Origin of the sequence: Achromobacter sp. Root170 (assembly GCF_001428165.1) — a bacterium.
GTDB lineage: Bacteria > Pseudomonadota > Gammaproteobacteria > Burkholderiales > Burkholderiaceae_B > Achromobacter > Achromobacter mucicolens.
On record NZ_LMHN01000017.1, the window covers coordinates 368,892 to 389,558 of the forward strand.

The following is a 20,667-nucleotide window of genomic DNA, read 5'->3' on the forward strand; positions in this document are numbered from 1 at the left end:
CGGGCGGCAAGTTGGGGTTTGCACGGCGGTGCGCCTGAGCGCGCCGCCGGTCCTGACGCCCGTGCAGGGTTCAGTGCTGAGCCTTCAGCGCCGCCTCGCGGATCTTTTCGAGGGTCGTGGACGGGCTGATGGTTTCCGGATCGATGAAGCAGTGCAGGATCGCCGGCTTGCCGCTGGCCAATGCACGTTCAAATGCCGGACCGAACTGTTCGGTGGTCTCCACGCGTTCGCCGTGGCCGCCAAAGGCGCGCGCGTAGTCGGCGAAATCGGGGTTCTTCAACTGGGTCGCGGAAATGCGGCCCGGATAGTGCTTTTCCTGGTGCATGCGGATCGTGCCGTACATGCCGTTGTCCACCAGCACCACGATGATGGGCAGGTCGTATTGCACGGCCGTCGCAAATTCCTGGCCGTGCATCAGGAAGCAGCCGTCGCCCGCGAAGCACACGACGGTCTTGTCCGGCCACACGCGCTTGGCGCCCACCGCTGCCGGCAGGCCGTAGCCCATGGACCCGGAAGTCGGCGCAAGCTGCGTGCCGAAGCGGGTGAAGCGGTGAAAGCGGTGCAGCCAGGTGGCGTAGTTGCCCGCGCCGTTGGTCATGATCGCGTCGGCGGGCAGGGTCTTTTCCAGATACGCCATGACCTGGCCCAGCTGCAGCGCGCCCGGTGTGGTGATGGCGTCGGGATCGCTCCATTTCAGGTACGACTCGCGCATCGCCTTCGTGCCGTCGGCCCAAGCGGGGGCGGCAGGCGCCTTCAGGCCGGCCAGCGTCGCGGCGAAGGCGGACGGCGAGGTGTTGATGGCGAGGGTGGGGCGGTACACCCGGCCCAGTTCCGCGGCGTCGGGATGCACGTGCACCAGCTTTTGCTTGGGCACGGGAATGTCCAGCAGCGTGTAGGCCTGGCTGGGGTTTTCCGACATGCGTCCGCCCACCAGCAGGATCAGGTCGGCATCGGCCACGCGCTTGAGCAGCGCCGGGTTGATGCCCAGGCCCACGTCGCCGATGAAGCAAGGATGGTCCGCGGGAAACAGCATCTGGCGGCGGAACGACACGGCGGTCGGCAGCGAATGCAACTGCGCGAAATCGGCGAACTGCTGCACGGCGCGGGCGTCCCAACGCGTGCCGCCCAGAATGGCGACGGGGTTCTTCGCGCCGGCCAGCAGCTTTTCCAGATCGGCCAGCTGGCCAGCCGTGGGGGCCGCATCGATGACTTCGTAACGCGGGGCGTCGGCCACTTTGGCTGCCTCGACCAGCATGTCTTCCGGCAGCGCGATCACCACCGGACCGGGGCGGCCCGAGGTCGCGATGTGAAACGCGCGCGAGATCAGTTCGGGAATGCGTTCGACCTGATCGATCTCGGTCACCCACTTGGCCTGCGTGCCGAACACGGCGCGGTAGTCCATTTCCTGGAAGGCCTCGCGCTCGCGCATGCCGCGCTCGATCTGGCCGACAAACAGGATCATCGGCGTGGAGTCCTGTTTGGAGATGTGCACGCCGGCCAGCGCGTTGGCGGCGCCGGGGCCGCGCGTCACCATGCAGACGCCGGGTTCGCCCGTCAGCTTGCCGTGCGCGTCGGCCATCATGGCCGCGCCACCTTCCTGGCGGCACACCGTGACCTTGATGTCGGCATCGTGCAGGCCGTCCAGCACCGCCAGATAGCTTTCGCCGGGGACACAAAATACATGTTTGACGCCCTGGGCGACCAATTGGTCGACCAGAATGTGACCGCCAAGGCGGGAATCTTGCTGAGGCATGGTGGTGTCGTGGTTAGCCTAGGGTAGAACTGCCGAGCATATGTTCCCTGAGCGCACAACGCAATTGATAAAATTGCACATTCTGTTGATCCCCCGGCACGTCCCGCCTGGTGCGCTGCAACATGCGCGCGCGCCGCGACGGGCCGCATTTCAGGCGGCATTCCCTCCATGAGAAACGGCATTCCCAATCTGAGCGCCCTGCAGGCATTCGAGGCCTCGGCCCGGCTGGGCAGTTTTTCGCGCGCCGCCGAGGAGCTGTCGCTGACCCACAGCGCGGTCTACCGGCAGGTGGCCAGCCTGGAGGCGCGGCTGGGCGTGCAGCTTTTCACCCGGGTGCGCCGCCGCATCGTGCTGACCGACCACGGCGCCGAATACGCCGGCCGCATCCGTCACCATCTGGACCAGATCGAAAAAGACACCTTCGGGCTTGTCAGCCGGACCGGCATGGGGCGCAGCATCCACATTGCCGTCGTGCCCACCCTGGCCACCACCTGGCTGATCCCGCGCCTCGCGGATTTCCAGCGCGAGCACGGCGACATCACCGTCAGCCTCTCCGTGCGCACGCTGCCGTTCCAGTTCAAGGACCAGCCGTTCGACGGCGCGCTGTATCACGGGGACGGGCTTTGGCCCGGCACGCAGGGCGGGCTGCTGTTCCCCGAGCGCGAGCTGGTGCCGGTCTGCGCGCCCGAATTGGCCGAACGCGTGGCGCAAGCGGGGGGCGCCGCGCTGACCGGCATGACGCACCTGCATCTGGCCTCGCGGCCGGACGCCTGGCGCCAGTGGTACGCAGCCAATGGCCATCTGTACGGGCCGCAGGCGGCCGGCGGCCCCCGATATGAGCTTTTCACCATGGTGATGGCGGCGGTGCAGGCTGGGCTGGGCGTCGGGCTGATGCCGCGCTTTCTGGCGCAACCGGCGTTGGACCAGGGCGCCCTCGTCATGCCCGTGCCGCAGTCGCTGGCGGTCAGCCAGGGGTATTACTTCGGCTATCCGCAGCGCAGCGAGCGCTCCGAGGCGCTGAAGGTGTTCGAGTCCTGGCTCAAGTCCGCCGCCGCCGGTGTGGGCGAGCGCCTGCCCAACCGCGCCGCGCCGTAGAATCCCGCCATGTCCACCGCCCGCCAGCCGCTGGCCTCCCAGGCCGATATCGACGCCTTCATCGACGCCGTCTGGCTCGAGGACGGTCTTTCCGCCAATACCCTGGCCGCCTACCGCCGCGACCTGACCGGTTTTGCCCGCTGGCTCGAAGACCCCGAGGCCTACGCCCGGGAGCTGGCCGACCGGCACGGCGAACCCGAGCGTGCGCAGACCATGCCCGTCGGGCCGGCCAAGCCGATCCGCGATGCGCAGAAGGCGGATATCGAGGCCTGGTTCGCGTTCCGCCACGAAGAAACCCGCGCCACCACCGCCAACCGCCGGCTGGCGGCGCTGCGCCGCTTCTACGCCTGGGCGCTACGTGAACACCGCGCCGAACGCGATCCGTGCCTGACGCTGGTCGCCGCCAAGCAACCGCCGCGCATGCCCAAGACGCTGTCCGAGCAGCAGGTGGACGCCCTGCTGCGGGCGCCTGACCTCGGCCAGCCGCGCGGCCTGCGCGACCGCGCCATGCTCGAGACCTTGTATGCCACCGGGCTGCGCGTGTCCGAGCTGGTGGGCGTGCGCTCGCTGGACGTTAGCCTGAACGAAGGCGTGGTGCGGGTGGTGCTGGGCAAGGGCGGCAAGGATCGTCTGGTGCCGCTGGGCGCCGAAGCCGCGCACTGGATTGCGCAGTATCTGAATACCGCCCGCCCGGAACTGGCGGCGGGCCGCGTCAGCGATGCGCTTTTCATCACCAGCCGCGCCGAGGCGATGTCGCGGCAGGCGTTCTGGCAACTGGTCAAGAAATACGCCGTGATCGCGGGCGTGCATGCGCCCCTGTCGCCACACGTGCTGCGCCACGCCTTTGCCACGCACCTTCTGAATCACGGCGCGGACCTGCGCGTGGTGCAGATGCTGCTGGGCCACGCAGACATCTCCACCACGCAGATCTACACCCACGTGGCGCGCGAACGCCTGAAGGCATTGCACGCGGCCCATCACCCGCGCGGCTAGCCGCCGCCCACCATTCCCTTTTCAACCGGCATACCCATGAGCAAAGCCCGCCACGTTTCCGAAACACCCGCCACCCAGTTCCTCAAGCAGCACAAGGTGGCCTACACCGAGCACACCTACGACTACGTCGACCACGGCGGCGCAGGCGAAGCCGCGCGCCAGCTTGGCCTGGACCCGCACGCGGTGGTCAAGACGCTGGTGATGGAGGACGAATCGGCCAAGCCGCTGATCGTGGTCATGCACGGGGACCGCGAAGTCTCCACCAAGAACCTGGCGCGGCAGGCCGGCCTGAAGAAGGTCGAACCCTGCAAGCCCGAGGTCGCGCAGCGCCACTCCGGCTACCAGGTGGGCGGCACGTCGCCCTTCGGCACCCGCAAGAAGATGCCGGTGTGGGTGGAGGCCGAGGTGCTGACGTATCCGGCGGTCTACATCAACGGCGGGCGGCGCGGGTATCTGGTAGGCATCGATCCCAAGGTGCTGGTGGACCTGCTGGGCGCGCGGCCGGTGACGGTGGCGTTGGAGTAGGGCGGCGCTTGGCGGTCGTATCCCGCGCCGGTGGTATCCCATTACCACCCGCCCCGCCGGCGCGGCGCGCACAATGGGACGAGAAGACCAGGAACTGGCCCCCACCCTCATCCCAAGGAGACAATCATGAGCAAACGACTGTTGATGCTGGTCGGCGACTACGCCGAAGACTACGAAACCATGGTGCCGTTCCAGACGCTGCTGACCGTGGGGCACACGGTGCACGCGGTCTGCCCGGACAAGAAGGCCGGCGACACGGTTGCCACGTCCATCCATGACTTCGAGGGCGCGCAGACCTACACGGAAAAGCGCGGCCACAACTTCACGCTGAATTACGACTTCGACCGCGTCGAGCCCTCGTCCTACGACGGGTTGGTGATCCCCGGCGGACGCGCCCCCGAATACCTGCGCCTGAATGAAAAGGTGCTGGATATCGTGCGTGAATTCGACAAGGCCAACAAGCCCATCGCCGCGGTGTGCCACGGCGCGCAAATCCTGGCCGCGGCCGGCGTGCTGAAGGGCCGCACCTGCTCGGCGTACCCTGCGTGCGCGCCCGAGGTCCGGCTGGCCGGCGGCACCTATGCCGAGATCGCCGTCGACCAGGCCTACACCGACGGCAACCTGGTGTCGGCGCCCGCCTGGCCTGCCCATCCGGCGTGGATGGCGCAGTTTCTGGCGGTGTTGGGCACGAAGATCACGCCCTGACCGCTCGCGCGGGGGGCGTGAGAGCGCCGTTTCGCTGCGATCAGCCACGGGGTGCGGCAAATGCCGCACCCCGGGGCGAGTATGGGCGCAAAGCGATCAGGCGAAGTCGAGCACGATGCGGCCTTCGATCTGGCCCTTCTTCATGCGGTCGAACACGCTGTTGATGTTGTCCAGGCTTTCGGTGGCGACGGTGGCGTGGACCTTGCCTTCCTCGGCAAACTGCAGCGATTCCTGCAGATCCAGCCGGGAGCCCACGATGGAACCGCGCACCGTCACGCCATTGAGCACCATGTCGAAGATCGACAGCGGGAAGTCTCCTGGCGGCAGGCCGTTCAGCGAAATCGTGCCGCCCCGGCGCACCATTCCCAGCGCCTGCTCGAAGGCCTTGGGCGACACCGCCGTGATCAGCGCGCCATGCGCGCCGCCGATTTCCCGCTTCAGGTAGGCGGCCGGATCGGTGTTCATCGCGTTGACGGTGACTTCCGCGCCAAGCCGGCGCGCGAAGTCGAGCTTGGCGTCATCGATGTCCACGGCCGCCACATTCAGGCCCATCGCCTTGGCGTACTGCACCGCCATGTGACCCAGGCCGCCAATGCCCGAAATGACCACCCAGTTGCCGGGCCGGGTGTCCGTCATCTTCAGGCCCTTATAAACCGTGACGCCGGCGCACAGCACCGGCGCCACGTCGACAAAGCCGACGTTCTTGGGCAGCAGGCCCACGTAGTCGGCGGCCGCCAGCGCGTATTCGGCAAAGCCGCCGTTGACGGAGTAACCCGTGTTCTGCTGCTGCTCGCAAAGGGTTTCCCAGCCGCCCAGGCAGTGTTCGCAATGTCCGCAGGCGGAATACAGCCAGGGGATCCCGACCCGGTCGCCTTCCTTGACGTGGTTGACGCCGGCGCCCACGGCCACGACGTGGCCAACGCCCTCGTGGCCGGGAATGAAAGGGGGATTGGGTTTGACGGGCCAGTCGCCTTCCACGGCGTGCAGGTCCGTGTGGCAGACGCCGCAGGCTTCGATCTTCACCAGGAGCTCGCCCGGGCCCGGGCGCGGCACGGCGACTTCCTCGATCACCAGGGGTTTGCCAAATGCGCGTGCAACTGCGGCCTTCATGGTTTTGTCCATCACTACCTCCGAAGTCTGATCAGTTTCACTATGCTCGAACGCTTGCGCGCTCAAATCCATGATGTACATCAATCGGCGCGGGAAGGCGGGCGTATTGCGGCAGGCGCGGCAATCGTCGTACAGTCGATCGCAGGCGCGCCGGTCCGGCTGCGTGTCGCCGATGCCCAGGAGCTCCCATGTGTGAAATCTTCATCCGCGCCACCGAGCATTCATATGCGTGCGAAACCCGGTCCTTGCGCCTGCACGGCGTGGCGACCAGCCTGCGGCTCGAGCACCTGTTCTGGCAGGTCCTCGAAGAAATCGCCGGCCGAGACGGCCTGCGGGTCACCCAACTGATCGAACGCCTGTACGACGAACTGGTCGAGTACCGCGGCGAGGCCGCCAACTTCACCTCGTTCCTCCGCGTGTGCTGCCTGCGGTATCAGCTGTTGCAGGCCGAGGGCAGGATCCCGCGCGACGCCAGCGTGCCGATCCGATCGCTCAATGCGAAAGCCGTCCTGGAAGGGCTGCCGCCTTCGCTCTGCGACGCCCAGCCCGTCCCCGCTAAGCGCCGCGCGGCGTGAACCGCTTTGCCGCACCATGCAAAAGGGCCCGATAAGATCGGGCCCTTCGTTTTGCCGTGTGGAGCGGTCAGGCTGGCATCAGCCGCCCGAGGCAATCGACGCCATGGCCACTTCGCTTTGCACGATGCGGCGGATGCGCACGGCATCGCCGATGCGCGAAAGCTTGCCCTGCGAATCCAGCAGCACGATGGCCAGATCGCGGCCGTTGATGCGCGCCAGCATCACCAGGCATTCGCCCGCTTCATTGATGTAACCCGTCTTGGACACCTTGATGTCCCAGTCGGGCTTGCGCACCAGCAGGTTGGTGTTGCGGAAGGTCTGCGTGCGGTTGTTGATCTCGACCTCGTACTCGGTATCGGTGGAGTAGCGATGGATCAGCGGGCGCTGCGACGCGGCGCGCAAGAGGCGGGCCAGGTCATGCGGCGACGACACGTTGTTGCTGGACAGGCCCGTCGGCTCGATGAACCGCGTGCTGGTCATGCCCAGCGACTGCGCCTTGGCGTTCATGGCGGCCACGAAGGCGCGCAGCCCGCCCGGATAGTGGCGGCCCAGCGCGTTGGCGGCGCGGTTCTCGGAAGACATCAGCGCCAGATGCAGCATGTCGCCGCGCGACAGCTTGGTGCCCACCCGCAGCCGCGACGTCGTGTGCTTGAGCTCGTCGACGTCCTCGTCGGTGATCTCCAGCATTTCGTCCATCGGCAGGTTGGCGTCCACCACGACGACGGCCGTCATCAGCTTCGAGATGGAAGCGATGGGGCGCACGACGTTTTCGTTCTTGGCGAAGATGACGGTGGAGGTTTCAAGGTCTTGCACGTAAGCGGTGCTGGACCGCAGCGCGGCCGCTTCGGCGCGCGCCGAGGCGGCGGGCGGCGGCATGGCCGCGCTGGCTGCGCCGGCGGTGGCTACGCGCCGGCCGCGTGCGGCCTTGTCCGTCTTGCCGCCCTTGCCGGCAGCGCCCGATTTCTTGGGCGGCGTGCCTTTCGCGGCGACCTGCTTGCCGCTCTTGGGCGGCGCCTTCTTGGCCGACGAGGATTTGGGCGGCGCCTTCTTGGCGGACGGCGCCGCCTGCTTGGCGGCGGCGCTCTTGCCGGAGCCCGCCTTGGGCGCCGGCGCTTTCTTGGCTTGTTGCGCCTTGCAGGCCGCCGACTTGGCGTTGGTCTTGCAAGGGTCGGAATTTTTGGCTGCTTGCGCCGCAGGGGGCAGGAGCGCGCACACCGCCAGCGCGGCAGGCGCTATGGCGTTCGCAATTGCACGTTTCCAGGAAAAGGCCATGGTTGGGCAGGCTTGTGGTCTGTGAGCAAATATTTCTTAAGCCGGCGTTTCGTCGGATCAGAAAAAGTCCAGATGAATTATGGGCTTACGCGTCGAATTTAAACAGCAATTTCAAGTAGTGCGCAAGGCGATTTGCGAGTTTTTCAGAAAAAAAACCGTGACGGATTGTGGCCGCATCAATTAGTCACAAGTCGGAAGCCGCAAAGCTAACCGCGCGGCGCGCAAGAGCGTAGCCCGGATTAACCCTCATCTGGCTGAATAGGTGGACTTTTTTGAGAAGAATCTGCGCGCGGAGTCGAGGCCGAAGCTGGCCTCGCCGGGTGGAATCGAACCACCAATTGACCCTTAGGAGGGGCCGGTTATATCCATTTAACTACGGCGAGCGAGGAGGGGGGGGGCGCAAGGCAGTGCCGTCGCCATCGACGGAAAAGGGCCGCCAGAACTGGGGGCGCTTTGCATTAAGGCCTTGAAATTGCTGCGGAACTTGCGAGCCGAAGTTTAGCACTGCAGACGCGGGCTTCGAAGCAGGACGCAAGTCTATCAGCAGGCGCGGCAACGCCCAAATCACCGCGCGCCGGGCGCTCGCCCGGGATGGCCTCTCGGGTGAAGCTTGTTGCGGCAACGCGGGTATTCACGGACCCGCATGCTGACTTGTATATGATGTTCGCGTCCCACCGCTGCGTGGGGCCGCCCCGAGGAGGGGGCGCAAACCCAAAAAACAACCAGACACGGGTTTCATGTCTAGCCAAACCGATACCATTTCCGCACGCACCATTGTCTTGGGCACCCTGGTCGTGCTGCTTGCCATGGGGGTGCGCGCCACCTTCGGCCTGTTCATGCAGCCGATGGGCCTGACGCACGGCTGGAGCCGTGAAGTATTTTCGATGGCGTTTGCCCTGCAGAACCTCGTGTGGGGCGTGGCCTGTATCTTCATGGGCATGCTGGCCGACCGTTATGGGTCTGGCCGCACCATTGCGCTGGGCGCCGTGCTGTACATGCTGGGCCTGATCGGCACGCGCTTTGCCACCGACGAGGCTACGCTTTACCTGACCGCGGGCGTGCTGGTCGGACTGGGACAGGCGGGCACCACGTTCCCCGTCATCCTGCCCGTCGTCGCGCGCGCCGTGCCGCCCGCCTACCGCAGCACGGCGATGGGCATCGCCAGCGCGGGCGGCTCGCTGGGCCAGTTTGCCGTGGTGCCGACCGGGCAGCTGCTCATCAGCGGGCTGGACTGGACGGGCGCGCTCTGGGTGCTGTCGCTGTTCGTGGCTTGCGGCGCGCCTTTGGCGTATTTCCTGCGCGGCCGCCCCCAAGCGCACGCCGGTCCTCATCAGTCGCTGGGCACCGCCATCAAGCAGGCCGTGCGCCATCCGTCGTTCCACTTCCTGTTCTGGAGCTACTTCGTCTGCGGCTTTCACACCGCGTTCATCACGCTGCACTTGCCGGCCTATGTGACCGACGGCGGGCTGACGGCCGGGCAGGGCGCCACCGCGATCGCGCTCATCGGCCTGTTCAACGTCCTGGGTTCGTTCTACGCCGGCAAGCTGGGCGGCAAATACAGCAAGAAGCGGCTGCTGGCGGTGGTGTACTTCATGCGCGCGTTCGGCATCCTGTTGCTGCTGTCGGTGCCGCTGACGCCGTGGGTGCTCTATGCCTTCGCGGCATGGATGGGATTGTTCTGGCTGGGCACCGTGCCGCTGACGCAAGGGCTCATTGGCCAGATCTACGGCTTGCGTTATGCGGCCACGCTCTCGGGCATCGTGTTTCTCGGCCATCAGTTGGGCAGCTTCATTGGCGTGTGGCTGGGCGGTTACGCGTATGCCAAGACCGGCAGCTACGATCTGGTCTGGTGGCTGGGCGTGGCGCTGGCCGTCATCGCGGCGCTGCTCTGCCTGCCCGTGCGCGAGCAGCCGGTCGCGCCGGCGCAGCCCGCCACGGCCTGACCGCGACCTGCCGGAGCCCCGCCGTGACCCTCGGACCGCATTCCCAAACCCGTCGCCGCAAAGGCTGGCGAGCGGTGGGCGTGCTGGCGCTGGCCGCGGTGCTGGGGCTGGCGTTCTGGGGCTACACCACGCCCGAGATGCAGATTCACTGGGAAAACCTGGCCGCACTCTGCGGGTTTTGACAGGGCTCGGCTTACCGCAACCGCCGCGTCGCGGCGGCCGCCTCGCGGTATCCTACGGCGGAGATTTTTCTCCGCCTTTTTCATTGCTTTCTGTCGCGCGGCTGCCCGCCGCGCGCGCCCTTGGATGACCATGCAGGACGCAGCGCCTTCCTACTCCGATCTCTCGTTGCCGGACATCGCCAGTCTGCCCGCGGCAGACACGCTCGTGCTCACGGTGAACAACCGCCTGTCGCGCCGCCTCACGCTAGAGCTCGCCGGATTGCTGCGCCAGGAACGCCAGGTCAGCGAGCTGCCGCGCATCCTGCCGCTGTCCGCCTGGCTCGCTGAATCCGCCAATGAACTCGCGTTCGAATCGGACGAAGACGTGCCCGCCTACCGGCTGGACAGTTTTGCCACGCAGCTCGTCTGGACCGAAGCCATCCGCCTCGAAGAAGCCGAGCGCGTCCTGCTGGATGCCAGTCAGGCGGCGCGGCTGTCCATGGATGCGGACCTGCTGATGGACGAATGGGCGCTGCAGGTGCCGTCCGGCGCGGACACCGACGAATACCGCGGCTTTGCGCGCTGGCGCGAGCGCTATCGCCACACGCTGGCCGGCATCGATGCCGAAGACGCCAACCAGGGTTACGCGCGCGTGCTGCGCGCCCTCGAAGCCGGACGCCTTGCCACGCCGCTGCAACTGGTGCTTGCCGGGTTTACCGACATCTCGCCCCGCTTTCAGCGCCTGCTGCACGCATTCGAGGCCCAGGGCACGCGCGTGGCGCAATGGCGCGATACCCAGCGTGTGGCGGCAGTGGCGCAGCGCTTCGAGGCCGCGGATCAGGGCGCCGAATGGCGCGCCGCCGCCGACTGGGCGGCCAGCCGTTTGAAGGCCGACCTCGCCGGGCGTTATGCCATCGTGTCGCCGCAACTGGAAGCCGAATCCCCCTTCGCGCGCCGCGTGCTCAGCCAGGCGCTGGCCGGGCGCGACGGCGCGCCAGCGTTTGCGTTCAACGTTGCCGTGGGCCGGCCGCTCGACGAATGGCCCATGGCCCGCGCCGCGCTGGCCTGGCTGCGGGCGCTGGCCGAATGCGCGCAGGGCAAGGGCTGCGGCGTCGGCGTCCTGGGCGCCGCGTTGCTTGCAGGCCATTGCGCCGGTGACGTGCGCGACCGCGCGCGGCTTGCCGCCATCGACGCGCGCTGGCGGCGCCAGGGGCAATTGCATGTCGCCCCGCAAGCATGGCGCAAGTTGCTTGCCGATCTGCCGGCGTTGGCGCAGGCCTGGAACCACGCCACCGAAATCTGGACGCAAGGCGGCCGCCAGGCCACGTGCGACGTCTGGATGCTGCGCATGAAGGCCGCCTTGACGGCGCTGGGCTTTCCCGGCGAAGCCCCGCTCGACAGCGTGGGTTATCAGGTCATGGGCGCGCTGGGCGATGCGCTCGGCAGCTTTTCGGCGCTGGCGCCGGCCGCGGGCCGCCTGGGCGGCGTGGCCGCCGTGAACCTGCTGGAAAGCGTGGCGCGGTCCTCCTCGTTCCAGCCGCAGCGCGATCCGCTCGCGCGGCTGGACGTCCTTGGGTTGCTGGAAGCCGAAGGCGGTTACTGGGATGGCGTCTGGCTGCTGGGCCTGACAGACGACGTGTTGCCCGCTTCGCCCAAACCAAACCCGCTGCTGCCGCTTGCCGTGCTGCGCCAGGCCCGGGCGCCGCGCGCCACGCCCGAGCGCGAACGCGAATGGGCCGAAGGCATGTTTGCCGCGCTGTGCCGCTGCGCGCCCGACATCATCGTCAGCCACGCCCACATGGATGGCGAGCGCGAGCTGCGTCCTTCGCCACTGATCGCGGCGCTCTCTCTTACTGACTGGACGCCCGCGCTTACGGCGGCGCAGGCCGCCTTGCCGCAGGAATCGCTCGACGATTCGCAGGGGCCTCCATTGGCGGCCGGCAATCGCGGCGGGGGCGGGCTGGATGTGCTGGACACGCAGGCGCGCAATCCGCTTTGGGCGTTCGTGCGCCATCGCCTCGGCGGCCGGGAGCTCGCGCCCTATGCCGATGCCGCCACCGTCAACGTGCGTGGCCAGTTCCTGCACAAGGCGCTTGAAGTGGTGTGGGGCATGATGCCCGACCAGGACGCGCTGCACGAGCAGCTTGCGGCTGGCCGTCTGCCGGCGTTGCTGGAGCAGGCCGTGGCGCAGGCCGCCGACGAAGAACTCAAGGAATACGCGCCAGCCTTGCGCGCGCTGGAATGCCAGCGCGCCCAGGCCGTGCTGGCCTCATGGCTGGACCTCGAAGCGCAGCGCCTGCCGTTCGCGGTGGCACAGGTCGAAAAAAACCATCAATGGCAGCGTGGCGCGTTGAACCTGAAGTTGCGGTTGGACCGCATCGACCGTCTGCCCGACGGCCGCAACGTCATCGTCGACTACAAGACCGGCGTGGCGGCGGCCAAGCCCGAGCCCGACTGGTCCCGCAGCCGTCCCGTGAACGTGCAGTTGCCGTTCTATGCATCGGTCCTGGCCGACGCGGCCGGCGGCGAAGCCGCGGGGCTGGTGCTGGCGCAGATCCACGCGCGGCAGGTCGCCGCGCAAGGATTGGCCGACGAAGACCTGGGCATGCCCGGCGTCACACTCGCCAGCGAAAGCAAATACTTCGACGGCCTGTCCTGGCCCGAGATCCGCCAACGTTGGCGCGTGGCGATCGAATCCCTGGCCGACGAATACGTGGCGGGGTACGCGGCCAACGTCGCCTACCGGCGCGACGATCTGAAATACTGCGATGCCTTGCCGTTCCTGCGCTTGCATCTTGACGACGAGGACGCATGAACATGGCCGAACCCGATCGCCTTCCGCATGACCACGCCGCTCGCGCGGATGCGCTCGACCCCGCGCGGTCCTTCCTCGTCCAGGCGCCCGCAGGCTCAGGCAAGACCGAGCTCCTCACCGACCGCATCCTGGCCTTGCTGGCCACGGTGAACCGGCCCGAAGAAATCGTCGCCATCACGTTCACGCGCAAGGCCGCGTCCGAGATGCACGCCCGTGTGCTGAGCAAGCTGCGGCGCGGGCTGGATGCGCCTCCCGAGGCCGCGCACGAACGCCGCAGCTGGGACCTCGCCCGCGCGGCGCTGGCGCGCAATGCCGAACAGGGCTGGCATCTGCTGGAGCATCCCGCGCGTCTCGCCATCCGCACCATCGACTCGTTCTGCGCGGGGCTGGTGCGCAGCATGCCGTGGCTGTCAGAGCTGGGCGGCATGCCGGACATCACCGACGATGCGCGCTCGCACTACGAGGCCGCTGCGCGCGCCACGCTCGATCTCGCGGACGACTACGAGGCCGTGCGCATTTTGCTGCGCCACCTGGACGTCGACGTGCAGGCTGCCAAGGACGCCATCGCCGACATGCTGGGCCAGCGCGATCAATGGCTTCCGCTGCTTCGCCACGGCTCCGACCGCGAGGCCATGGAGGCCATGCTGGCCGAGGCCATCGGCGAAGACCTCGATGCCTTGTGCGCCGCCATGCCCTACGGCTGGTCCGAATCGCTTTGCGGCCCGGCGCGCCTGGCGGCCGCCCACCTGCAGGACGCCGAAGACGACAACAAGCTGGCTGCGTTGCTGGACTGGACCGAAGCACTGCAACCCGACGCCGAACTGCTGGACGCCTGGCGCGCCGTCGCGCACCTGCTGCTGACCAGCACCGGCTCCCTGCGCAAGACCGTCAACAAGAACCTGGGGTTCCCGGCCAAGTGCGCGCACAAGGAACCCTTCGTCGCCTGGCTGGAAGGCGCCGACGCGCAAGCCGCCTGGGTGCGCCGCTTGCACGCCGTGCGCGATATTCCGGCGCCGCATTTCACCGATGCCCAATGGGAAGTGCTGGGCGCGCAGCTCATGACGCTTGCCCTGGCCGTGGCGCAGTTGCGGCTGCGCTTTGCCGAAAAAGGCGAGGTCGACTTCATCGAGATCGCCCAGCGGGCCGCGGCCGCGCTGGGTAGCGCCGACGACCCGGGCGAACTGCTGCTCAAACTCGACGCCTCGATCCGGCATCTGCTCATCGACGAATTCCAGGACACCAGCCAGACACAGCTCGACTTGCTGCGTACCCTCACGGCAGGCTGGCAGTCCGGCGATGGCCGCAGCCTGTTCCTCGTGGGCGATCCCATGCAGTCGATCTACCGCTTCCGCAAGGCAGAGGTCGGCCTGTTTCTCGAAGTCGCCGACATCGGCGTGGGCGAGGTCAAGCCCGACTTCCTGAACCTCACGGACAACTTCCGTTCGCAGGCAGGCATCGTCGACTGGGTGAACCAGTCGTTCGTCGACCTGCTGCCCCGGCGTAGCGACGCCGCCGCCGGCGCCATCGCGTACAGTCCGTCCACGGCCTTCCACCCGGCGCTGCCCGACCCCGCGGTGCGCTTTCATCCGGCATGGTCGCGCGAGGGCGCGCCGCCCGCCGAAGAACAGGCCGAAGACATCGCCGTGGGACTGGTGCGCCAGGCGCTGATCGATCACAAGGGCGCCAAGCACCCCGTCGCGATTCTCGTGCGCGCCCGCAGTCACCTGGGCAACCTCACGCGCCGGCTCGCACAGGAAGGCATACGCTCGCGCGCCGTCGACCTGGTGCCGCTGGCGCTGCGGCCGGTGGTGGCCGACCTGGTGCAACTCGTGCGCGCCGTGTCGCATCCGGCCGACCGCCTCGCGTGGCTGTCCGTGCTGCGCGCGCCCTATTGCGGCTTGACGCTCACCTCGTTGCAGCGGCTCTTCGGCGACGACCACATCACGCCGGTGCCCGTGCTGCTGGAATGCGCCTTGCGCATCGCCCCGCAGCCCATTGCAACGGCAGCGCCCGAGGCATCCGGCCCGCAAGGCTCGCTCTTTGACGCGCCCGCCCCAGAACCGCAAGTCCCGTCCGCGCAAGCAATACTCAGCCCCGACGAATTCGCGCGCCTGCGCCAAGTCGCGTCGGTCCTCCTGGACAAACGCAACGCATCGGGCGCCATCCCCTTCGCCGCGTGGGTGGAATCGCTGTGGCGCCGCCTGGGCGGACCGGGCCTGTACGCTGGCCTGTCGGTCGCCAACGACGCGGAAAGCCTGTTCCAACTGGTCGAACGCCTTGCCCCGCACGGCAACATCGACGTGGCCGCCCTGGACGCCGGCATCTCCCGCCTCTTTGCCGCGCCCGACGCGGCGGATGAAGACGAAGGCGCGGTCGAGATCATGACCATGCACAAGTCCAAGGGCCTGCAGTTCGAAACCGTGATCCTGTACGGCCTGCACCGCGCGCCGCGCGGCGATCAGGCTCCCCTGGTGCGCTTCGAACAAAGCGGCGGCCGCGTCCTCTTCGGCCCGGTCAAACCTCGCGCCGAAACAGAAGCAGACCCGGTCTCGCGCTACCTGGGCGCCCGCGAAGCCCGCCGCGCCTCCTACGAAATAGACCGTCTCCTCTACGTCGCCGCCACCCGCGCCCGCAAACGTCTGCACCTGGTCGGACACGTCTCGATCGACGAAGCCTCTGGCCAAATCAAGACCCCGCCCGCAGCCAGCCTGCTGGGCCGCCTGTGGCCGTGCCTGACCCCGCCCGTTCCACCTTCGCTGAATGGCGAAACGGTGCAAGAAGAAACCGACGCCCCCGAATGGCAAGGCGAACCCGTGCGGCGCATCGACAACGCAGGCCTCGCGCAGCTGCAACGCCAATCCAGCATCACCATGAGCGCCGGCTTCGCCACGGCCACCCGAGGCGCCTGGGGCGAAGCCGCCGAACATCCCGCCTGGCAACTCGAAGCCGGCTACGACGCCGCCATCGGCACCCTGGCCCACGCCTGGCTTGCCCGCATCGGCCAGGACGGCATACAAGCCTGGCCCCCAGAGGCCCTCACGCCCCGCCTGCCCGCCATGCGCCGCCAACTCACCCGAGCCGGCATCCCCGCCAGCCAGGCAGACGCCGCCGCCGAGGCCGTCCTGGAAACACTGCAAGCCACCCTGGCAGACGAACGCGGCCTCTGGCTCCTATCCCAATCCGGCGCCCGCCGCGAATGGCCCCTTATCGACGCGGCCGGAAAAGTCTCGGTCATCGACCTGGCGCTCAGCACCGAAGACGGCTGGCTGATCGTCGACTACAAAACCGGCCGCCCCCACCCCGGAGAATCCCCCGCCGCCTTCGCAATCCGCATGCGCCAACGCCACGGCGAACAATTGCAGCGCTACTGCACCCAAGTCACCGCCCTGGACGGCCGCAGCGCCCGAGCCGCGTTGTACTTCCCGCGCGCAAAGGCATGGATAGATCTGCTGGAGTAACGCGCAACAGGGCAAGCACAACGGCGAGCGAAGCAACTCCCCAAGCAAAAGCAACTGCGGCATTCGAGGCAACCACGCGAAGCGAGAAAAAGGGGCGAGCGAAGCAACGCCTCCGTCAAAAGCAGCCCCGCACAGAGAGCAAGGCAAAGCGAAGCGAGCCAAAAGGGCAAGCGAAGCAACGCCCCGCGCGCTAAGCAGCGCCGGATAGGAGCAAGGCAAAGCGAAGCGAGCCAAAAGGGCAAGCGAAGCAACGCCCCCGCGCCAAGAAATTGCCCCATGCAAAGCAGCCAAGCAAGGCAAAGCGAAGCGAGCCGAAGGGGCAAGCGAAGCAAAGCCCCCACCCCCTCCCCCTCGGGGGGAGGGCCGGGGAGGGGGCCCACATATTGCCCCTCGGGGCCCGCCTGCCGAGATTCGAGCGAGCGCGCGAAGCGCAGCTCTGCTAGAATCTCGGCTGGCGGGCCCCTTCGCATGGTTCGACGGTGAACCTGGTCAGGTCGGGAACGAAGCAGCCATAGTCGTTTAGGGTCAGTGCCGGAGTAAGGCTCGCCAACCGGATTCTTCAAGGCAGTAGCGTTTGCTACATCGCTTTCACAGGGGACGGGGTTATTTTCCAAGGATTCGTTCCACGGGAATAAGCCCGTCCCCTTTGCATTCCAGCCCGCTCGATCAACGGGTTCAACAATCAGGCTCTACAATCCAGCCATGACTTATCTGGTATTGGCCCGCAAGTGGCGGCCGCGATCGTTCGATACCCTGGTGGGACAGGATCACGTGGTGCGCGCGCTCACCCATGCGCTCGACACGCAACGCCTGCATCACGCCTGGCTGTTCACCGGAACCCGGGGCGTTGGCAAGACCACGCTCTCGCGCATCCTGGCCAAATCGCTCAACTGCGAAACCGGCATCACCTCCAAGCCTTGTGGCGTCTGCCGCGCCTGCACCGAGATCGATGCCGGCCGCTTCGTCGACTACCTTGAGCTGGACGCCGCGTCCAACCGCGGCGTCGAGGAAATGACGCAGCTCCTGGAGCAGGCGGTCTATGCGCCCGGCGCGGGACGCTTCAAGGTCTACATGATCGACGAAGTCCACATGCTGACCGGGCACGCGTTCAACGCCATGCTCAAGACGCTGGAAGAGCCGCCCCCGCACGTCAAGTTCATCCTGGCCACCACCGATCCGCAGAAGATCCCGGTGACGGTTTTGTCGCGTTGCCTGCAATTCAATCTGAAGCAGATGCCGGCCGACTCCATCGTCGGACACTTGCAGGCCGTGCTCGGCCAGGAAGACGTGGGCTTTGAGATCCCGGCCCTGCGGCTGATCGGGCAGGCCGCGTCGGGTTCGATGCGCGACGCCTTGTCGCTCACCGACCAGGCCATTGCCTACAGCGCGGGCAACCTGACCGAGGACGCCGTGCGCGGCATGCTCGGCACCATCGACCAGCGCCATCTCGTCCGCCTGCTCGACGCCTTGTCCTCGGGCGACGCCAAGGGCGTGCTGGCCGTGGCCGATGAACTCGCGATCCGCGGGCTGTCGTATGCCGGCGCGCTGGCCGACCTGGCCGTGCTGCTGTCGCGCGTCGCGATCGAGCAGCGCGTGACTGGCGTCACCGCCGCCGAAGATCCGCTGGCCGCCGACATCGCCCGTCTGGCGCTGGCGCTCCATCCGGACGCCGTGCAACTCTTCTATTCCGTCGCGGTGCACAGCCGCGGCGAATTGACGCTGGCGCCTGACGAATACGCAGGCTTCATCATGGCGTGCCTGCGCATGCTGGCGCTCAATGGCGACGCTGGCCCGCAGACGGCGCTGGAAGCGCCCGCCGCACCCGCCCGCCAGACGGCAGCGCCCGCCGCAGCTGCGGCCATCGCCGCGCCCACGGGCGCCGAGGCAGGCGCTTCTAAGCCAGGTGCTGCGTCAACGGCCGCTTCGTCGACGGCGGCTGTGCCGACCGCCGCGGTATCGTCTGCCGCGGTATCGACCGACGCGGTATCGACCGACGCAGTGCCGGCATCCGCGCAGTCGGCAGACGCTCCTTCGGCAGCGGCTCCTTCGGCAGCGGCTCCTTCGGCAGCGGCTCAGCCTGCAGCCGCCGGGCAACCCATCGACGCTAGACCCGACGCCGGCCCGTCCGGCCCCACGGCAGCTTCCGCGCCGGCCCACAATTCGGCAGCGGACAACGCGCCGGCTGGAAACGCGTCGGCCACCGCCAATGCGGCAGCCACTGACGCTGCCTTCACCTCAGTACCCAACGGCGCCGCCGCGCCGACAGCCGATCCGGTGACGACCGGCGCGAGCACGGCCCACACGGCAATGCCTGGTGCCCCGGCAGCCAACGCCAGCGCGCCATTCGATGGCGCAGCCGCCGCCACGCCGGCAGACGGCTCCGCGTCCTCGCCCGACGCCGCCCATAGCCCCTCGATATCGTCGGCAAACGATGCGGCAGCCCCCGCGCAACCGGCCCCGCCGGCCGCAGCGGCGCCGGCGCAATCGTCCGCCGCGTCCGCCCCGCAATCCGGGGATCCCAACAATGTCCCGCCTTGGGAAGACCTCCCCGCCGACGCCGCTTCGCCGAACCCGGTCTCCGCCAAAGCGCAAAATTCCGCCGCCCTGGCCGTGACGCCCGCCGCGGCGGCGATCGCCCCGGCCGTGGACGACGCCGACGGTCCCCCGGCATGGGTCGACGAAGAAATTCCTTTCGAAGCCGAAGGCGGGTTCATGCCTGACAGCGGCTTCACGTCCGACCCCGACGACGATTTTGAAACGCTGGCCACGTCACCGTCGCCCGCACCCGCACCGCCCGCCGCCCGCCGCGATGGCCCCGCGCCCGCACGCAAGCGCCAATCGCGCGCGCCGCGCCTGGCAGACATGGACGCGGCGTCCTGGCCCGAACTGGCCGCACGGCTGCCGGTGACCGGCCTGGCCTCGGAACTGGCGCGCCAGAGCGAATGGGCCGGTGTGCAGGGCGATGCCATCATCCTGCGCGTGGCCGTCAAGACCCTGGCCGAAAGCGAAAGCCGCGTGCGGCTGCAGACCGTCCTGTGCGAACATTTCGGGCAGGGCATCCGGCTAGACGTGCGGGTCGGCGTCACCGGCGATGCCACGGCGTATGCCGTGGCGCAGGCCGAGAGCGCGGCGCGCCAGCTGGCGGCCGAAAATGCCGTGGCCGACGATCCCTTTGTGCAAGCGCTGTTGGCGGATTTCGGAGGCCATGTCGTGCCTGGCTCGATCCGCCACGTTGATTCATCGGCCGCCGCCTGACGGCGGCCAACCTCATTCCCCTCGTTCAAGGAAGCTCCCATCATGATGAAAGGACAACTCGCCGGCCTGATGCGCCAAGCGCAGCAGATGCAGGAAAACATGAAGAAGGCGCAGGACGCGCTGGCCGACATCCAGGTCGAAGGCGCCTCGGGCGGCGGTCTGGTGAAGGTCACGATGACCTGCCGTCACGACGTCAAGCGCGTCGAGATCGATCCGTCGCTGCTGGCCGACGACAAGGACATGCTGGAAGACCTGGTCGCCGCCGCGTTCAACGACGCGCTGCGCAAGGCCGAAGCCACCTCCCAGGAGAAGATGGCGTCGGTGACCGCCGGCATGCCGCTGCCCCCGGGCATGAAGCTGCCGTTCTGATAGCCGCTGCCATAGGCTGCAATGGATCCCTTACTGCCTGAACCCGAGCCGCTGGTCTCGCTGATCGAAGCGCTGCGTCGCCTGCCCGGCGTGGGCGTGCGATCGGCCAGACGCATGGCCTACCACCTGTTGCAGCATGATCCGCAAGGCGCGGACATGCTGGGGCGGGCGCTTGCCGGCGCGGTGCGGGATCTGAAGCACTGCGCGCGCTGCAATAGCTTTTCCGAAGACGAGGTCTGCGCGACCTGCTCCAACGCAAAGCGTGATCCCTCGCTGCTGTGCATCGTGGAAACGCCGGCCGACCAGAACATGATCGAGTCCAGTCACGGCTATCGCGGCCTGTACTACGTGCTCATGGGCCGCGTCGCGCCGCTGGAAGGCATCGGCCCGCGTGAGCTGGATTTCGACCGCGTCATCAAACGCGCGACCGACGGCGTGGTACAGGAGGTCATCCTGGCCACCAACTTCACGGCCGAAGGCGAGACCACCGCGCACTTCCTGGGCGAGGCCCTTGGCGAGCGCGGCCTGCGGGTCACGCGCCTGGCGCGTGGTGTGCCGGCCGGCAGCGAGCTTGAATACGTCGACGCCGGCACCATCGCCTGGGCATTGATGGAGCGCAAGACCACCTGACGCTCGCG

The 20,667-nt window shown here is 67.7% G+C and carries 15 protein-coding genes, 1 tRNA gene and 1 other RNA gene; 13 read left to right on the forward strand and 4 right to left on the reverse strand.

What is annotated here, in order from left to right:
* Positions 1-70: 70 nt before the first annotated feature.
* A complete protein-coding gene (locus ASD87_RS22495) occupies positions 71-1,753 on the reverse strand; it encodes a thiamine pyrophosphate-binding protein (protein WP_056326769.1) in 1,683 nt (560 codons plus the stop codon).
* A gap of 168 nt (positions 1,754-1,921) precedes the next feature.
* Between ASD87_RS22495 and ASD87_RS22500 the strand changes: the two genes are divergently transcribed.
* From ASD87_RS22500 to ASD87_RS22515, 4 genes are all read left to right on the forward strand, one after another.
* Entirely contained in the window at positions 1,922-2,848 is a 927-nt protein-coding gene (locus tag ASD87_RS22500) for a LysR substrate-binding domain-containing protein (protein WP_056326770.1), read from the forward strand.
* 9 nt (positions 2,849-2,857) lie between these two features.
* Positions 2,858-3,841 (forward strand): site-specific tyrosine recombinase XerD, encoded by a 984-nt coding sequence (xerD, locus tag ASD87_RS22505; RefSeq protein ID WP_056326771.1) that lies wholly within the window; start codon positions 2,858-2,860, stop codon positions 3,839-3,841.
* A gap of 36 nt (positions 3,842-3,877) precedes the next feature.
* A complete protein-coding gene (gene ybaK, locus ASD87_RS22510; RefSeq protein WP_056326773.1) occupies positions 3,878-4,366 on the forward strand; it encodes a Cys-tRNA(Pro) deacylase in 489 nt (162 codons plus the stop codon).
* A gap of 126 nt (positions 4,367-4,492) precedes the next feature.
* Complete coding sequence (locus tag ASD87_RS22515) at positions 4,493-5,071, forward strand: DJ-1/PfpI family protein (protein ID WP_056326776.1); 579 nt, start codon at positions 4,493-4,495, stop codon at positions 5,069-5,071.
* Between the two features lie 96 nt (positions 5,072-5,167).
* Here ASD87_RS22515 and adhP read toward each other — a convergent pair whose 3' ends face one another.
* Entirely contained in the window at positions 5,168-6,193 is a 1,026-nt protein-coding gene (gene adhP, locus ASD87_RS22520; protein WP_056326778.1) for an alcohol dehydrogenase AdhP, read from the reverse strand.
* A 176-nt stretch (positions 6,194-6,369) separates the two neighbouring features.
* Between adhP and ASD87_RS22525 the strand changes: the two genes are divergently transcribed.
* Entirely contained in the window at positions 6,370-6,756 is a 387-nt protein-coding gene (locus ASD87_RS22525; RefSeq protein WP_056326781.1) for a ribbon-helix-helix domain-containing protein, read from the forward strand.
* A 78-nt stretch (positions 6,757-6,834) separates the two neighbouring features.
* On the opposite strand, the gene pbpG is transcribed toward ASD87_RS22525, so the two are convergent.
* Complete coding sequence (gene pbpG / locus ASD87_RS22530) at positions 6,835-8,028, reverse strand: D-alanyl-D-alanine endopeptidase (RefSeq protein ID WP_056326782.1); 1,194 nt, start codon at positions 8,026-8,028, stop codon at positions 6,835-6,837.
* Positions 8,029-8,336: 308 nt separating this feature from the next.
* Positions 8,337-8,411: transfer RNA gene (locus ASD87_RS22535), tRNA-Arg, on the reverse strand.
* 354 nt (positions 8,412-8,765) lie between these two features.
* Between ASD87_RS22535 and ASD87_RS22540 the strand changes: the two genes are divergently transcribed.
* The 8 genes from ASD87_RS22540 to recR all read left to right on the forward strand — a co-directional run bounded on the left by ASD87_RS22540 (position 8,766) and on the right by recR (position 20,659).
* A complete protein-coding gene (locus ASD87_RS22540) occupies positions 8,766-9,971 on the forward strand; it encodes an MFS transporter (RefSeq protein ID WP_056326784.1) in 1,206 nt (401 codons plus the stop codon).
* 23 nt (positions 9,972-9,994) lie between these two features.
* Complete coding sequence (locus tag ASD87_RS27230; protein ID WP_175155085.1) at positions 9,995-10,153, forward strand: hypothetical protein; 159 nt, start codon at positions 9,995-9,997, stop codon at positions 10,151-10,153.
* Between the two features lie 130 nt (positions 10,154-10,283).
* Positions 10,284-12,947 (forward strand): PD-(D/E)XK nuclease family protein, encoded by a 2,664-nt coding sequence (locus tag ASD87_RS22545; RefSeq protein WP_056326786.1) that lies wholly within the window; start codon positions 10,284-10,286, stop codon positions 12,945-12,947.
* Between the two features lie 2 nt (positions 12,948-12,949).
* Positions 12,950-16,405: an exodeoxyribonuclease V subunit beta gene (locus ASD87_RS22550; protein WP_056327017.1), complete on the forward strand. Its 3,456-nt coding sequence runs from the start codon at positions 12,950-12,952 to the stop codon at positions 16,403-16,405.
* A gap of 453 nt (positions 16,406-16,858) precedes the next feature.
* Positions 16,859-16,956, forward strand: an RNA gene (gene ffs, locus ASD87_RS26750) — signal recognition particle sRNA small type.
* A gap of 151 nt (positions 16,957-17,107) precedes the next feature.
* Complete coding sequence (gene dnaX, locus ASD87_RS22555; protein ID WP_056326788.1) at positions 17,108-19,660, forward strand: DNA polymerase III subunit gamma/tau; 2,553 nt, start codon at positions 17,108-17,110, stop codon at positions 19,658-19,660.
* Between the two features lie 42 nt (positions 19,661-19,702).
* A complete protein-coding gene (locus ASD87_RS22560; protein WP_056326789.1) occupies positions 19,703-20,029 on the forward strand; it encodes a YbaB/EbfC family nucleoid-associated protein in 327 nt (108 codons plus the stop codon).
* A 21-nt stretch (positions 20,030-20,050) separates the two neighbouring features.
* Entirely contained in the window at positions 20,051-20,659 is a 609-nt protein-coding gene (gene recR / locus ASD87_RS22565) for a recombination mediator RecR (protein ID WP_056326792.1), read from the forward strand.
* The last annotated feature ends 8 nt before the right edge of the window (positions 20,660-20,667 follow it).

Coding starts and splice junctions, on each gene's coding strand:
- ASD87_RS22495 (WP_056326769.1), bottom strand. CDS start 1,753: ATGCCTCAGCAAGATTCCCGCCTTGGCGGTCACATTCTGGTCGACCAA.
- ASD87_RS22500 (WP_056326770.1), top strand. CDS start 1,922: ATGAGAAACGGCATTCCCAATCTGAGCGCCCTGCAGGCATTCGAGGCC.
- xerD (WP_056326771.1), top strand. CDS start 2,858: ATGTCCACCGCCCGCCAGCCGCTGGCCTCCCAGGCCGATATCGACGCC.
- ybaK (WP_056326773.1), top strand. CDS start 3,878: ATGAGCAAAGCCCGCCACGTTTCCGAAACACCCGCCACCCAGTTCCTC.
- ASD87_RS22515 (WP_056326776.1), top strand. CDS start 4,493: ATGAGCAAACGACTGTTGATGCTGGTCGGCGACTACGCCGAAGACTAC.
- adhP (WP_056326778.1), bottom strand. CDS start 6,193: ATGGACAAAACCATGAAGGCCGCAGTTGCACGCGCATTTGGCAAACCC.
- ASD87_RS22525 (WP_056326781.1), top strand. CDS start 6,370: ATGTGTGAAATCTTCATCCGCGCCACCGAGCATTCATATGCGTGCGAA.
- pbpG (WP_056326782.1), bottom strand. CDS start 8,028: ATGGCCTTTTCCTGGAAACGTGCAATTGCGAACGCCATAGCGCCTGCC.
- ASD87_RS22540 (WP_056326784.1), top strand. CDS start 8,766: ATGTCTAGCCAAACCGATACCATTTCCGCACGCACCATTGTCTTGGGC.
- ASD87_RS22545 (WP_056326786.1), top strand. CDS start 10,284: ATGCAGGACGCAGCGCCTTCCTACTCCGATCTCTCGTTGCCGGACATC.
- ASD87_RS22550 (WP_056327017.1), top strand. CDS start 12,950: ATGGCCGAACCCGATCGCCTTCCGCATGACCACGCCGCTCGCGCGGAT.
- dnaX (WP_056326788.1), top strand. CDS start 17,108: ATGACTTATCTGGTATTGGCCCGCAAGTGGCGGCCGCGATCGTTCGAT.
- ASD87_RS22560 (WP_056326789.1), top strand. CDS start 19,703: ATGATGAAAGGACAACTCGCCGGCCTGATGCGCCAAGCGCAGCAGATG.
- recR (WP_056326792.1), top strand. CDS start 20,051: ATGGATCCCTTACTGCCTGAACCCGAGCCGCTGGTCTCGCTGATCGAA.